The sequence below is a fragment of the Shewanella sp. KCT genome (assembly GCF_007636505.1).
Taxonomy (GTDB): Bacteria; Pseudomonadota; Gammaproteobacteria; order Enterobacterales; family Shewanellaceae; genus Shewanella; species Shewanella halotolerans.
In genome coordinates this window covers 227,390-242,086 of sequence record NZ_LVDJ01000001.1, presented here as the reverse complement: position 1 = coordinate 242,086, position 14,697 = coordinate 227,390, and the positions used below count along the sequence as shown (strand labels likewise).

Genomic DNA, 14,697 nt, shown 5'->3' with positions numbered 1-14,697 from the left:
TACTCAGTGCCTAGTTGCTCTCGAGGGTAACCAGCAAACTGGCGCCACTACTTGAGGGCGCACCATCGGCGCTGACGTAGAACCAGCCTTCGGCGGGTGAAACGACGCGGATCTGCTCACCGTTACCGACGTTTTCCGACTTGAACTGATAAGCCGTCGGGCTCGCCCAGGTCGCTGCGTTGGCGTAGAGGTTCAGATCGCCGCTGCCATGGGCGGTGTTGATCTCGATAGCCGCCGTATTGGCCGGCACATAGAAGTAGTAGCTAGAATGGCCGTCTGCTACACACACAGCCTGACCAAACTCCACCCCGCCATAGCTATAAGGGCTTTGGCTTAGGCAGGCATCCGCTACCTGAGGCGAACCGTTATCCGGCGTGGTGCCGGCGCTCTGGCTGATCTTGAGGCTCACGCCCTCAAATGGCGTCACAGCTACCGTCGAGAGATAGACCCAACCGCGGTTGGCGACCACACTGATTGACTCCTCGTTACCGCTATTTTGTGACTTCACCTCATAGTCGCTCGGACTCGCCCAGGTCTGCTGGTTAAAGTAGATATCCAGATCGCCCTCACCGCCCGTGGTGGTGATATAGAGCTGAGTATTATCCTGCTCGACATAGGTGTAGTAGTAGTTCACCCCTGTGCCGGCCACACACTCGGCCTGCTCCTGGGTAATATTGCCGTCGCTGATGGTTTCGGCGCCGCAGTTCCCCGTCTGCCCACCACCATTGGCCGCATCGGCGTTATCGCCAATACCGTTGCCATTCTCGTCCGCCCACTCGGTCGGATCGTTGGGGAAGGCATCTTCGCTGTCGATCACCCCGTCGCCATCACTGTCGACCGGGGTCACTATGCCACCGTCGAGCGGCGTATCGTTACTGCTCACCGTCAGCAGCCAGCTGTTCCACTCTGCGTCATAGTTCGTGCCGATAGTGTTGTCGATATAGCTGAGCCAGGCCGAGGTATCACCGGCGCGGGCGTGAACTAACAGCGCGTCCACATCACTTCTGTGCTGCTCGAACAGGAAGCGCACCGCCAGATAGCCCCAGCGATAGACCCTGTCGGTACCGCTGTCATAGGTATTAGACAAGATCTCGCTCAGGCTAAATTCCTGGCTGCGGCCGATATCGATCGCCTCATCGTAACGATTCTGATGGGAGATATATTCGGCGAGGCCCTCGGCCCACCACACTGACATACCCGTGTCGACATCGAAGTAGTTAAAGGCGCCGTAAAGATTGAAGCGACCATCCAGGTAGTGCACATATTCGTGTCTCAGGTTCCACACCAGGATGTCGTCGGTCCAAGTGGCCTCGTGGGCGATAAAACGTGCCTGATTGTCGGGATCCGATGGCGTGCCTTCCAGGTACATGCCGCCGTTGTCAGTGTTGATGCCGAAGATGATACCCGCGTAGACGTCATAGTCGTCATAGCTGTCGAAGATATTGACCTGCAGATCTTCGTTATAGTCGTCCGCCACTGGCTCGCCGCCGGTCGCCAGGATCTGATGAAACAGCCCCTCTTCCTCGCCCATGAGATCGCAAGAGGCCTGCAACTCCTGATCCGTCAGCTGCTGAGCGCGGATCTTGATAGTGTCCGAGCAGCTGTAGTGAATAGCAAGCACGCTGGCTTCCACCTCATCCTCCCAGCCGCAGATGCCGAAGCTGTCGCACTGGCCAGGGTTGTAGTAATCCAGATAACCGGCCGCATCCACCCATTGCTTAGAGAGACGGTTAAACTTGGCCATATATTGCTGCACGCCGCCGTTGAGGGCCGTTTTCAGGCTATCTGGTAGTTTCCAGTAGGCCTGATACTCATAGAAACGGCCAAACTCGTGAAAGGCATCCGAGGACTCGAAGGCATACTCTGAGTTGATGATGTAGTCCGAGGTCGCCACCTTAAGCAAGGCGGCGCGCAGGGCATCATACTCCATCGACGCCTTGGTATATTTTTCATCCCAGTTGCCGCGATACAGGGTGGTGAGCGCCTTGGTCAGCGCGCTTCTGTGGTACCAGGACGCCAGATGCTGCTCGCTAAACTGATTCAGATAATCGGTGATCACGGCCACCGAATCATAGTAGTTGTAAGAGCTGTCCCAGGCGATGAAATACTCCTGCAGTGTATTGCCCTGCATGTCGCTCAGGCTGTTAAAGGCCGGGTTCTTGGCATATTCCAGCAGCAGCTCACGCATGGCATCGCTGGCACGGCTGTCACCATAGCTCAGATCATCGTTGTAATACTCTATGTAGAAGGCGCCGCGTAGGAAGTAAAACAGGTTAAACAGCTCGCCGCCGGTACTGCTGTCGTAACTTGCAGCCGTTGCCTTGGCCAGATTCGCCACGGCCACCACGTTGTCGGCCTGATACACCTTGACCGCGGTGGCATCGTTGCGAGAATAGAGCTCGGAGATACAGGAAAACTCCGCCTGGCGAACAAAATCGTACAGCGCCTGGCCACTCAGGCTATCGAACTGGCTGTAACCGTTACAGGCATCCGCCTCAGCCGCTGGCCCGGTCGCGCCTTGATTGCCCTTCATGCCCGGCAGCGCCGATTGCCCCTTACTGCCCTTCTCCAATTTGCTATCACGCTTATCAGGCCTCACGCCTTCGCCCTGCTCCGCATCACGTGCCCCTATGGGCTTGCGCGCAGACGTATCGAATCGAGAACTCGCAGCGGCCTTGTCGGCAGACTGCTTCATCTTCTGGGCAGGGGCCAGCTGGGTTGGCGGCGCGGCTTTTGTCGACGGCGCGGCTTTTGTCGAAAGCGGGCCCTTTACATCCTTTGCCGGCATGCCTTGTGCCTGAACATCTTGGGCATGTAGCACCAGCGGAGTGGCCAGTAGCGAGCAGGCCAGGGCCAGCACGGTTGGGGTGAAGCGGCGAGCGCCGCCTAATGTTTTATTTGTCATATTGGTCTCCAGACCGAACGACCATTAAAGGCCGATCATTACTCAGGTTGAATTAGCCCGGTTCGCCTTCTCTGAGGCGTTATATCGGGCGATTAGCACATCCTTGTTAACCCAGAGTTAACAATTTATGGCAACACTGTTATATTTTATACAATATATTATTGCAAGTGCCCGGCAGGAGATTTACATTAGGAATGTGCAAATTACCACAGAGATAATCTGACAAAATTAATTTTTACAGTAAGTTATAGCGAAATTTCGGAAATGAAAAAATTTGCTGGTCAGCAGAGATAAGCCTTGAGATCATAGCGCTTCGACTAAACACCTTAGAGACACACCGTTAATGGAACTGGTTTTCGCCATCGCCCTATTTGCCTTTTCCTCGGGGATCACCCCCGGGCCCAACAACATCATGTTGATGACCTCTGGGGTAAACTTTGGCATCCGCTTAAGCTTGCCCCACCTGGCGGGGATCTGTATCGGCTTTCCCTGCATGGTACTGGCGATAGGCCTTGGGCTAAGCGCCGTGTTTCAGGCCTATCCCCTGCTGCACCTTATCATCAAGTATGTCGGCATCGCTTACCTGCTCTACCTGGCTTGGTTGATCGCCAACAGCAACAGCCGCATGGAGGGCAAACAGACGGCAAAGCCTCTCTCCTTCCTGCAGGCCGCGGCCTTTCAGTGGGTCAACCCTAAGGGCTGGATCATGGCCGTCGGCGCCATCGCCACCTTCACCGTGATGGACAAGCCGCTAACGCCTCAGGTGCTCACCATTGCCAGCGTCTTCTTCAGCGTCGCCCTGCCCTGCGCCCTGGTGTGGCTCGGCTTCGGCGTGGCGCTCAAGCGGCTACTTAAGCATCAGGGTCAGCAAAAAGCCTTTAACATCGCCATGGCGCTCTTGCTTGTGGCCTCTATCATCCCTATGATCGCTCCTCAATAACCCACACAAAAACCGCATCATAGGGAGCAGCCGTGGCAGCGACTGAGCGCAATCACAACGCCGAAGAAAGAGGCGTCGCCTTAGCCACCCAGAATTGGGTCGAGAAGGTGATCATGAAGTACAACATCTGCCCCTTCGCCCGCCGGGAAGTGGAGCGCAACAGCATACGCTACAAGGTGGTGGAGCAACATCAGTTGGAAGCCGTATTAAACGCGCTGATCGACGAGTGCCACTATCTCGAGGAGCATCCGCAAACCGAGACCACACTGTTTATCCTGCCGCGAGGCTTCGAAGGCTTTTATCACTATCTGGATTTGGTGGATATCGCCAACGCGCTGCTGATCGATCAGGGCTTCGAGGGGGTGTTTCAACTGGCCAGCTTCCACCCCGACTATTGCTTCGATGGCGAGCCACAAGATAGCGCCGCCAACTACACCAACCGCGCCCCTTATCCCACCTTGCACATCATACGTGAGGCCAGCATGGAGCGCGCCCTAGCCGACTATGAGGATCCCGAGTCGATCCCCGAGCGCAACATCGCCTTTGCCGAGCGTAAGGGCGAGGCCTTCTTCGTCAAGCTGTTGCAAAGCTGCAAGCAAGACGACTGACCTAAGCGCATAAACCAAGAGGGAGAGACAGATGGCAAGCAAATATTATGTGGTGTGGGCAGGACGCGAAACCGGCATCTTCACCAGTTGGCCCCAGACCAAGGCACTGGTCGATGGCTTTGCTGGCGCGCGTTATAAGTCGTTTAAGACCCAGGCAGAAGCCGAGGCCGCCTTTGGTGCTGGTAAAGGCCAATCCGCCGCCGGCAATACAAACAAGGGCGCTAACAGCAAGGCTAAGCCGGCGGCATCCAAGCCAAGCAAGCCCGCCGTTAGCGAGCAGCCAGACTGCGATATCGATATCTATACCGATGGCGGCTGCGAACCCAATCCTGGTGAGGCGGGTTCTGGCCTGGCGCTCTATAAAAAAGGCGAGTTGGCCGAGCTCTGGTATGGACTCTACAACCCCAATGGCACCAACAACACCGCCGAGTTAAACGCCCTGCATCAGGCGCTCTTGATGGCCAGGCAATACCTTGAGCAGGGGCTCAGCGTGCATATTCACAGCGACTCCCAATATGCCATCAAGTGTATCTCCCTGTGGGCCTATGGCTGGAAGGCTAATGGCTGGCGCCGTAAGACGGGGGAGATAGCGAACTTAAGCGTGATCCAAGAGGCCCATGAGCTGTACGATAACCTGAAGGATAAGCTAAAACTCAGCCATGTGGCGGCCCACGTAGGGATTGAGGGCAACGAGCTGGCCGATCGCATGTCTATCTACACCATAGAGAGCAAGGAAACCCGCTTTAGCCGCTATCAGCAGCCGTTGGATGTTCCTGCCCTGCTGGCGATGCGGGCGGGATAAGCTTCTACCGTCACTTTTTTACACAGAGTTAGATTAGCCGCGTTAAATCACTACCACGCAGTCGCGGCCGCTCTCCTTGGCGCGGTAGAGGGCCTGATCGGCATGGTTGAACAGGCAATCTTGCTTCTCGTCCTGACAATAGACTGATACACCAGCGCTTAAAGTTATGGCCACGGGGAAATCTATCCCTTGGCTGCGGCGCTTCACCTCTTGCCTGAGCTTGTCGGCAAAATGCTTGGCACCCTCTTTGTCTGTGTCTTCCAGGATGATCACAAACTCCTCGCCCCCCCAGCGGCCAACAAAGTCTGTCTTACGAATGGCGTCGCTGAAGATCTTGGCCACCCGCTGCAACACATCGTCGCCCACCAGATGGCCATGTTTATCATTGACCGCCTTGAAGTGATCGATATCGAAGATACACACCGCAAGCGGGGTCTGCTGACGATTGCTACGGCTGATGGCCGCCGCCAGCTGGCGGTTGATGGCGCGGCGGTTGGCGACCTTAGTCAGGGGATCGGTATTGGCCTGGGACTTGTACTGCATCTCATCGCTGAGATCTTTGATCACCACGATGCTGTGCTTCTCATCCCCCACCCCATAGGTAGCGATAGAGATGCTAGCGGGAAACACGTCGCCGTTAAGCTTCTTGCCGTAGAAGATGGTGTTGCGCTGGGACATGGGCTGCACCCGGTCGGATTTTTGAAACTCGAGGCGCAGTTTCTTGTGCTTCTCCTTGGTGGCGCTAGGCACCAGGTCGTCGACATTGATCTTGTTGAGCGCCCGCTCGGAGAAGCCAAACAGGCGCATGGTCTCACGATTGGCGGAAATGATGGTGCCATGTTCGTTCACCGAGAAGATGGCATTGGGGGCGCAGCGGAAGATCACCTCGAGACCCTTGAGTTTGATCGCCAAGCGTTTATTCACATAACGGATAAAGCTAAACACTAAGATGCTCACCAACACCAGGGCGCAGAGGATCACCAGCAGCATATGATTCACCCGCTGATGGGCGCTGTCGGCCTGCTCGAATAGGCTGCTGGGGCTCTGGGCATGGCTGGAGAGTATGGCCTCTATCGCCTCGATGGCCGGGGTATCGTCGACCAGGACCACTTGGTCGATTTCCGCTATCGGCTGCTTCTCCTCCAGCATCTGCCTGAGCCTTGGCAGATTATGGCGATATTGGCTGACCACAGACTGGATCGCCCGCACCTCGGCGGTATGCTCGGGCGCTCGTTGCTGGTACTTCTGCAGCGAGTCTAATCCCAGCTCTATCTCGGCTTCCGCCCGTCTGAGATAGCTTAAATCCTGGCGGATCACCGCATTCTTAAAGTCGTGGATAAAGCCGCCATAACCCAGGGCCACCATAGCGTCGTTGAAATAGGCGGTCTTCTCCAGCGCCTCATAGGTGTGACGCTTCCAGTCACGCTGAGATTGATTGATGCTGGCCATCAAGATGGAGAAGGCGCCCACCAGAAAGACGACATATAAGATGGCCAGACTATAGATTTTGAACGGCTTAAATGGGTGGTGCATTCACTCTTCATCCTTTTGCCGAGCGGCCTGCGCTGACGAGCTCATGGGTAAGGGGCGACTTCAACCAAGTCCAGTTTACATCCAGCTATAGAGGTCTAAGTCAAATCGCTTACCCATGACCAAATGAAAAGTATAGCCTATACCAATCTAGCCTACTGAAATTACGCACAAAAGTTGTATCTTACCTTAGCTTAAAGGATGATCTAATCCAGCGCCGCGCGCTGCTGCCGCTCCAGGCGTTTGTGCATCAGGGCGATCAGTTTACCCACAAGTACTATGATCAAGGCGCCGGACAACACGGGGGAAACCAGAAAACTCCAATCCTGCCCGGTTAACATCACCAACAGTGGCGTGGCGCCCGCCGGTGGATGGGTCGTCTTGGTGAGCAGCATGCCGCTGACCGCGAGCCCGGTCGCGATCGCCAGGGTCAAGGGGCTCACCCCGACATAGTGAACGAAATAGAGGCCGATCGCGCAGGTCAGCAGATGACCGAAGATCACGTTCTTCGGCTGGGCCAGGGGGCTGTCTGGCACCCCAAACACCAATACCGCGGTGGCACCGAAAGGCACCATAAGCAGCACAATGTCCGACTGCAGGGTTTCTGCAAAGGATAACAGGCCGATGGCCAAGGCGGCGCCCAGGCCGGAGATTAACGCAAATGCCAGTTTATTCATCTTGATCTCTTAACTCCCTTATATAGACAAGCCTTATGTAGACGAATTTTATGTAGACAGGTCTGTCTACCCCGCAAGAGTAGACAACTTGGTCTACCGATGTCAAGATATAAAAAAAGCGAGGCTAAGATGACAGATAAGAGACAGTTACTAATCGATACCGCCCTCTCCCTCTTTACCGAGCGGGGCATCAATCTTGTGGGGATCAACGAGGTACTTAAGGTCTCCGGAGTCGCCAAGAAAACCCTGTATCATCACTTCAGCAGTAAGGAAGCCCTGATAGTGGCGGTGCTCGAAACCCGTCACCAGATCTTCATCCACTGGCTGGAGGAGCGCCTTACGCCAGCTCAGGACGATCTTGGCGTGATCGATGCGCTATTTAGCGCGCTGGATGACTGGTTTAACGACCGGGTACCTGAGCTGAGTCAGTTTCACGGCTGCCTGTTTATCAACTCCGCCATCGAATGTGGCGACTGCCGCTGTCAGGTATCGCGCTTCGCCAAGTTTCATAAACAGGCGGTTCGAGACTTGATTGGCAGGCGCCTTTCCCAGCCAAACGAAGCCCTGTTAGACCTTATCTGCCTGATGAAAGAAGGTGCCATCGTTTCGGCCATGGTGAGCCAGGATAAAGGCGCCGCCCTTCGCAGCCTGACCCTGCTGCAACGTCTTGCACCCAGCCTCATTTAAGGCAAAAAGAGTGTCAGGAAAAGATAGGTCTTGCGCTGGGCTTATGAGACAATCGCGCCATGAAAATTTATCGTAAATTACATAAGGCCCCCTTCAGGGTGCTGCGCATCAGTCGACGCCGCTTCGGTCTACGTTTAAAACGTGACATGTTGGTGCTCAAAGATGCCCTGGCCCAGGAGAAACAGGAGACCAAGGATATGCTGGTCGCCTATGGTCGTTACACCCGGAAGCAGGCCAGCAAGGAAGAGCTACGGCTGGCCAACCAGCAGCTGGCGGATCTGATCAAAGGCCTGGGCCTTGGGGTGTTTGCCGTGCTGCCCTTTGCCCCCATCACCATTCCTGTGGTAGTGAAACTGGGTAAGTTGGTCGGCGTCGAGGTGCTGCCCAGCTCCTTCAACAATCTCTCCGAACGCAAGGCCCAGCTGAGCCGTGAAGCCCGTGCCAATAAGCGCGCCCTGGACGCTGTCGAAAAAGCCAGCAATGAATGATGCGCCGCTTTCACCCCGAGGGGCTGACATGCTAATCTAAGTTGAATTTTGACCTCAACAAGATGATGCCCAATGACTCAACTACTCCTCTCTGGTTCCGAAGGGATCCCACTGACGCTACTCGCGGCAAATGACTATAACGATTGGCTAAACGGCCAGGATAAACCGGTTCAAAACTGGCTAGGCAGCACCCAATACAAGGGCAAGGGCCTCAGTCTGATCCCAGGCACTGACGGCAACCTCAGCCAGGTGCTCTATGTGAGCGATGACAAAGACTCCCACTGGGTGTGTGGCGATCTGGTGAACGAACTACCGGCCGGCCAATACCTGCTGGAGGCTGATGCCCAGACCTGTAAGCTGGCGGCCTTTAGCTGGGCCTTAGGTGCCTACAAGTTCGACCGTTATAAGGCCAATGACAAGGTCTACCCTCAGCTGGTGCTCCGCGATGCCGAGCTGGTTGAGCAGACACTCAAGATGGCGCGCTCTGTCTCTATCGTGCGCGATCTGGTCAACACCCCTGCCGCCGACATGATGCCTCAGCACCTGGGCGAGACCATGGAGTCACTGGCAAGCGAGTTTGGCGCCAAGGTCACTCAGATCGTCGGTGACGACCTGCTGACCCACAACTACCCTACTATCCACATGGTTGGCCGCGCCAGCCATAATGCGCCGCGCCTGATCGATCTCACCTGGGGCGATGAAGACGCGCCTAAGGTCACCCTGGTGGGTAAAGGGGTCTGTTTCGACTCGGGCGGACTGGATCTTAAGCCTGGCGCCGGCATGCGCCTGATGAAGAAAGATATGGGCGGCGCCGCTCATGTTATCGGCTTAGCCCATCAGATCATGGCCGCCGAGCTGCCGGTACGCCTGCGCGTATTGGTGCCAGCGGTGGAAAACGCCGTCTCGGCCAACGCCTTCCGCCCGGGTGATGTGATCACCACCCGCAAAGGCCTCACGGTTGAGATTGACAACACAGACGCCGAAGGCCGTCTGGTGCTGTGTGATGCCTTGGCCGAAGCCAACAGCGACAAGCCTGAGCTGCTGATTGATTTCGCCACCCTGACAGGCGCCATGCGCATCGCCCTGGGCACTGAGCTACCTGGCTTCTTCAGCAACGACGACGAAGTTGCCGCAGGCATCACGGCCTCTGGCCTGAGCGTTGAAGATCCCGTGTGGCGCATGCCACTGCACAAGCCTTACTTTGACCTGACCGGCAGCGATATCGCCGACTTAGCCAACTGTGGCAAGGTGCCCTTCGGCGGCGCCATCACGGCGGCCCTCTATCTGGAAGCCTTCGTCGATGAGGAGATCAGCTGGACTCACTTCGACGTCATGGCCTGGAATACCCGTAAACTACCGGGTCGCCCCATCGGCGGCGAAGCTTTCGGCATTCGCGCCGTGTTCGACTATCTGGCAAATCGCTTCGCCAAGTAACCACGGTTTAGTTAAACTTGAGTTAGACGATAAAAAAGTCAGGCGATAAAAAAAGCCCAAGTGTTTAATCACTTGGGCTTTTTATTAGGCAAGATACCTAATCGCTTATTCTTCTACGCCTTTGCTGCGTAGGAACTCATCATAAGTACCCTTAAAGTCGTTCACGCCCTGTGGGGTGATCTCTATGATGCGGGTGGCCAGTGACGATACGAAGGCGCGGTCGTGACTGACGAAGATCAAGGTGCCTTCATACATCTCCAGCGCGTTGTTGAGCGACTCAATAGATTCCATATCCAAGTGGTTGGTCGGCTCATCCATCACCAAAATGTTAGGTTTTTGCATGATCAGCTTACCAAACAGCATACGGCCCTTCTCACCACCTGAGAGTACACGTACCGACTTTTTGATGTCGTCAGAGCTGAACAGCATACGACCAAGGTAACCACGCACGCTCTGATCGTCATCTTCTGGTTTACGCCACTGACTCATCCAGTCAAACAGTGTCATGTCGTTTTCGAAATCCGATTCATGATCCTGCGCGTAGTAGCCGATGGCCGAGTTTTCAGACCACTGAATGGTACCTGTATCTTGCGGGATATCGTGGATCAGAGTACGCAGCATGGTGGTCTTACCCACACCGTTCTCACCCAGTACCGCGATGCGCTCGCCCACTTCGGCGATCAGGTTAAAGTCTTTGAACAATGGACCGTCGTCATAACCCTTAGACAGCTCCTCAACCACCAAGGCGTTACGGAACAGCTTCTTCTCCTGCTCGAAACGGATGAAGGGGTTGACGCGGCTTGAGGCCTTAACCTCTTCCAGCTTGATCTTCTCAATCTGCTTGGCACGAGAGGTTGCCTGCTTCGCCTTAGAGGCGTTGGCCGAGAAGCGCGCCACGAAGCCTTGTAGCTCGGCGATCTGCGCCTTCTTCTTGGCGTTATCAGACAGTAGACGCTCACGCGCCTGGCTCGCTGCCGTCATGTATTCATCATAGTTACCTGGATAAACACGCAGCTCACCATAGTCGAGATCCGCCATATGGGTACAGACAGAGTTGAGGAAGTATCTGTCGTGCGAGATGATGATCATTGTGCTGTTACGCTGGTTAAGCATCTCTTGCAGCCAGCGGATGGTGTCGATATCCAAGTTGTTGGTGGGTTCGTCGAGCAACAGTACATCTGGGTCGCTAAACAGCGCCTGGGCCAGCAGCACACGCAGCTTGAAGCCTGGAGCGATTTCGCTCATCAGGCCGAAGTGTTGCTCCAGTGGAATACCCACCCCCAGCAGCAGCTCGCCGGCGCGGCTTTCTGCGGTGTAACCGTCCATCTCGGCAAATTCCATCTCCAGCTCGGCCACCTTGATGCCATCTTCTTCGCTCATCTCAGGTAGCGAATAGATGCGGTCACGTTCTTGTTTCACCTTCCACAGCTCGGTGTGGCCCATGATCACGGTATCGACCACGTTAAACTCTTCGTAACCAAACTGGTTCTGGCTCAACTTACCCAGACGCTCGTTCACGTCCAGAGAGACGTTGCCCGATGTTGGCTCGAGTTCGCCGCCGAGGATCTTCATGAAGGTTGATTTACCACAACCGTTGGCACCGATAAGGCCGTAACGGTTACCGCCGCCAAATTTTACTGAGATGTTTTCAAACAGCGGCTTAGAGCCAAACTGCATGGTGATATTAGCTGTCGTGATCAATGTGAAATTCCGAAAATAGTAGTTAAGCGAAGTGACGCCTGTTTGAGTCTAGTAGCTTACTCAACAAACACCCTATCGGCTGCCGATGACAAGCTGATGAAAAACTGCGCTAAAGGGATATTTTAAAGCGCGCTACTATAGCCACTTTGGGGGATTTTAGCAACTTAAGCGGGCGATTTTCAGCCGCTTTTCCGCTTCGTCTCTCTGCCGTCTTTAATGGCCCAGGGCGAGCGCGTTATCTATGGCAAGTGGACTCAGCTTATCGGCTGGCGTAAAGCCAAACACCTGACCATAAAAGGATAATTCGGCGTTAAGCGCGGCGATGCGATTCAATGGCTTCTGCACTCCGTGGCCCTCATCGTCAAATTGCAGATAGGCCACGGGCACGCCCCGGCGTTTCAGCGCGGCGTAGATGGCCTCGGACTGCCTCGCGGGCACGATAGGATCCTTGGCCCCCTGCACCAGCAGCAGCGGCGCCTTGAGATCGTCTAAGTGATACAGTGGCGAGCGCTGACGGTAGAGGGGCGAGTTAGGTTTGAGCTCGCCGACCAAGTGATGCAGGTAGCCTTGCTCAAACTTATGGGTCTCCCGGTCAAGGGCCTCGAGATCGCTGATCCCCGAGTAGACCACACCGGCCTTGAAGGTATGATAGAAGGCCATCGCCGAGAGCACGCTGAAGCCGCCAGCGCTCATGCCGCGAATGGCCACCTTGTCGGCATCGACCCAGCCCTTGTCCATCACATAATCGGCGGCCTCGATGGCATCTTCCACCTCGGCCCTACCCCACAAACCATAGAGACTCTGACGATAGTCACGGCCAAAGCCTGAGCTACCACTGTAATTGACATCCAGCACGGCAAAGCCGCGGCTGGTCCAAAACTGGATGTCCCGGCGAAAATTCAGACTGGCCCGCCAGGTGGGGCCGCCATGCAACATGACGATAAGCGGCGGGCGTTGGTCGTCCGGCGCGATATAATCTGGGTTCATGGGGCCGTAGAAGTAGCCATAAACCGGCAGCCCACTGATGTCGGAGGTGAACTGGATAGGCTCGGCACGTGAAATATAGCGTGGGTCAAGGGGCGTCACCCGGGGCGCATATACCCACTCGACACCCCGACCCCGAATGCGATAGATCCCCTTCTCCGGTGTTACCTTACTGCCGATGAAATAGACACCGTCCGGCCCTTTAACCACCTGTTTAATCTCGGCAAACTCGGCGGCAATCGACTCACTGATCCCAAGCTGGGTATGCAGTCGTAGCAAATATGTCCTGCCCTCTGTCTGCACGCTGGCGATCAGTTGCTCCTCTGACTCGAAGGCATAGCTGTGGTTGCCCAGCAACCAGTCGGGCCGGGCAAATTCACCCGCCAATTCGAGCACAGGCAGGGCATCGCCCTCAGGCGTGATGCGATAGAGGTTCCACCAGTTGTTAAAATCAGCCACCACATAGAGCTCACCGCCGGGGCTGTAGAGCGGCTGAGTGATGGCGCCTTTAAGATTAGCCAGCAAGCGTCTTGGGTTGTTGATGCCGCCCTTGGGATCGAGATCGGCAACCCAGAGCTCAGTGTTGTCCCAGGGCATATTAGGTTGCTGCCAGCTTATCCAGGCCAGCTGGCGATTATCCGGTGAGACACGGGGCGCGGCGTAAAAATCACTACCGCTGACCAGGGTCTCACCTTCGTTTTCAAAATTGAGGTTTAACGCCACTATACTGGCGGTGGGTTCGCCAGCCAGGCGGTGATCTTCGCGCACACAGATGATGCGCGAACCTTTAGGGTAAGAGACGCAGTCGGCGTGACGCGTATCTGCTGGCGTTAGTGCCACGGGCGCCTGATTGGGGGCGATACGATAGAGGCGCTGATCGTCACTTTTCACCGCAAACAGGCTGTTACCTATGGCCAGCACGGGGGCGCCGCCATACTCGTGCACCCGGCTCTTCACATCGAATTCGGGATCTATGATGCTCGCCACCTCACCCTTTGGCGTGAGCTTATTCACCCCCACCTTGCCGCCGCGACCTGCATCGGCCTGGGTGAAATAGAGTCCACCCTCCATGGGCCTGAGTACGCCGAAGCTGTCCGAGGGGGCGTAGACCTGCTTGGCAGATAGAACCGAGTGCCAGCTGCCGTAATCGGCGATCAAACGGCCGCTACGCTTATCTCGGGGCTGTTCGGGAGACTCGACCTGAAAAAGGCGCATCGAAAGCACGGCGGCTACGGCCACCATGATCAGCACCAGAGTCAGGTTTTTGAACCGTCGCGCCATAGTCTTATTTCACTTGAATTTATGCCAAAAGAATAACTTACGTCGCAACCACAGGAGAGTGAGCCTCTGCTTCTCACCGCTAAGACCGAAGTAGATACAGAGCCAGGGGGAGATCAGAATATACCAGGGTAAGAAGCTGGCCGTAGACTGGGTTATCAGCAGAAAGAAGAAACCAGCATAGATCACCACCACCCCAAGGACACCCACAATTAGCATCAGCGTCTTGGTTGCTTGTTCAAACCATATCATCTTTCTTTTATTACTCATAAGGTTATACCAATCGTGGTAAATAACTGATCATGCTAGCTTGTTAAAACCTCCGATAACGGCGTTACGCTTTTTGATTGTAGAATACCTACTTATCGAAAAATCCTGCCTTGTTCTCGACCGTTTTTCCCGCGCTATTTATGATCACTTACCTACCGTGATTGGTATTAGGGAAGGTACGAACAAGTCGTCGCACAGCTCTGGCTTTGATAGCAGCGACAGTTCAAGGCATTCAACTGAGGGCATGCCGAGGCCTGCTGAAGTTGAATAACGCCGAAATGGTGTTGCTATCAAAGCCCCGCAGGGCGAGGCTTACAGCGGTATTTTCTGCGTTACAGTTCTTGCGAAGGACTAGGGCCATTCGCTGCAAACTGTGCCTTGCATCTATCCACT

Annotated in this window: 12 protein-coding genes; 6 read left to right on the top strand and 6 right to left on the bottom strand. The window is 55.3% G+C overall.

Annotated elements, in window-relative coordinates; translation table 11 throughout:
* Window positions 1-10 precede the first annotated feature (10 nt).
* Window positions 11-2,905 (bottom strand): M9 family metallopeptidase, encoded by a 2,895-nt coding sequence (locus AYI87_RS01105; RefSeq protein ID WP_260865041.1) that lies wholly within the window; start codon window positions 2,903-2,905, stop codon window positions 11-13.
* Between the two features lie 343 nt (window positions 2,906-3,248).
* Between AYI87_RS01105 and AYI87_RS01100 the strand changes: the two genes are divergently transcribed.
* Genes AYI87_RS01100 through AYI87_RS01090 form a run of 3 tightly spaced genes read left to right on the top strand, consistent with a single transcriptional unit; the run spans window position 3,249 to window position 5,255 of the window.
* Window positions 3,249-3,845, top strand: coding sequence for a LysE family translocator (locus AYI87_RS01100; RefSeq protein ID WP_144198866.1), 597 nt, complete (start codon window positions 3,249-3,251; stop codon window positions 3,843-3,845).
* Window positions 3,846-3,877: 32 nt separating this feature from the next.
* Entirely contained in the window at window positions 3,878-4,453 is a 576-nt protein-coding gene (locus AYI87_RS01095) for a DUF1415 domain-containing protein (protein ID WP_144198864.1), read from the top strand.
* Window positions 4,454-4,484: 31 nt separating this feature from the next.
* Window positions 4,485-5,255 carry a ribonuclease H family protein gene (locus AYI87_RS01090; RefSeq protein WP_144198863.1) on the top strand — a complete coding sequence of 257 codons (771 nt, stop codon included), beginning with the start codon at window positions 4,485-4,487 and terminating at the stop codon, window positions 5,253-5,255.
* Window positions 5,256-5,297: 42 nt separating this feature from the next.
* On the opposite strand, the gene AYI87_RS01085 is transcribed toward AYI87_RS01090, so the two are convergent.
* Window positions 5,298-6,788 carry a sensor domain-containing diguanylate cyclase gene (locus AYI87_RS01085; protein ID WP_144198862.1) on the bottom strand — a complete coding sequence of 497 codons (1,491 nt, stop codon included), beginning with the start codon at window positions 6,786-6,788 and terminating at the stop codon, window positions 5,298-5,300.
* Between the two features lie 203 nt (window positions 6,789-6,991).
* Window positions 6,992-7,462, bottom strand: coding sequence for an HPP family protein (locus AYI87_RS01080; protein ID WP_011865479.1), 471 nt, complete (start codon window positions 7,460-7,462; stop codon window positions 6,992-6,994).
* A 129-nt stretch (window positions 7,463-7,591) separates the two neighbouring features.
* Between AYI87_RS01080 and AYI87_RS01075 the strand changes: the two genes are divergently transcribed.
* From AYI87_RS01075 to AYI87_RS01065, 3 genes are all read left to right on the top strand, one after another.
* Window positions 7,592-8,149 carry a TetR/AcrR family transcriptional regulator gene (locus tag AYI87_RS01075; protein WP_144198860.1) on the top strand — a complete coding sequence of 186 codons (558 nt, stop codon included), beginning with the start codon at window positions 7,592-7,594 and terminating at the stop codon, window positions 8,147-8,149.
* A 59-nt stretch (window positions 8,150-8,208) separates the two neighbouring features.
* Complete coding sequence (locus AYI87_RS01070; RefSeq protein WP_011865477.1) at window positions 8,209-8,637, top strand: LETM1 domain-containing protein; 429 nt, start codon at window positions 8,209-8,211, stop codon at window positions 8,635-8,637.
* Window positions 8,638-8,709: 72 nt separating this feature from the next.
* On the top strand, window positions 8,710-10,071 hold the full coding sequence (locus AYI87_RS01065) for a leucyl aminopeptidase family protein (RefSeq protein ID WP_144198858.1): 1,362 nt from the start codon (window positions 8,710-8,712) through the stop codon (window positions 10,069-10,071).
* Between the two features lie 105 nt (window positions 10,072-10,176).
* Here AYI87_RS01065 and AYI87_RS01060 read toward each other — a convergent pair whose 3' ends face one another.
* The 3 genes from AYI87_RS01060 to AYI87_RS01050 all read right to left on the bottom strand — a co-directional run bounded on the left by AYI87_RS01060 (window position 10,177) and on the right by AYI87_RS01050 (window position 14,304).
* On the bottom strand, window positions 10,177-11,772 hold the full coding sequence (locus AYI87_RS01060) for an ABC-F family ATPase (protein WP_011865475.1): 1,596 nt from the start codon (window positions 11,770-11,772) through the stop codon (window positions 10,177-10,179).
* 213 nt (window positions 11,773-11,985) lie between these two features.
* On the bottom strand, window positions 11,986-14,037 hold the full coding sequence (locus AYI87_RS01055) for an alpha/beta hydrolase family protein (RefSeq protein ID WP_144198856.1): 2,052 nt from the start codon (window positions 14,035-14,037) through the stop codon (window positions 11,986-11,988).
* A 9-nt stretch (window positions 14,038-14,046) separates the two neighbouring features.
* A complete protein-coding gene (locus tag AYI87_RS01050; RefSeq protein WP_144198854.1) occupies window positions 14,047-14,304 on the bottom strand; it encodes a hypothetical protein in 258 nt (85 codons plus the stop codon).
* Window positions 14,305-14,697 lie beyond the last annotated feature (393 nt).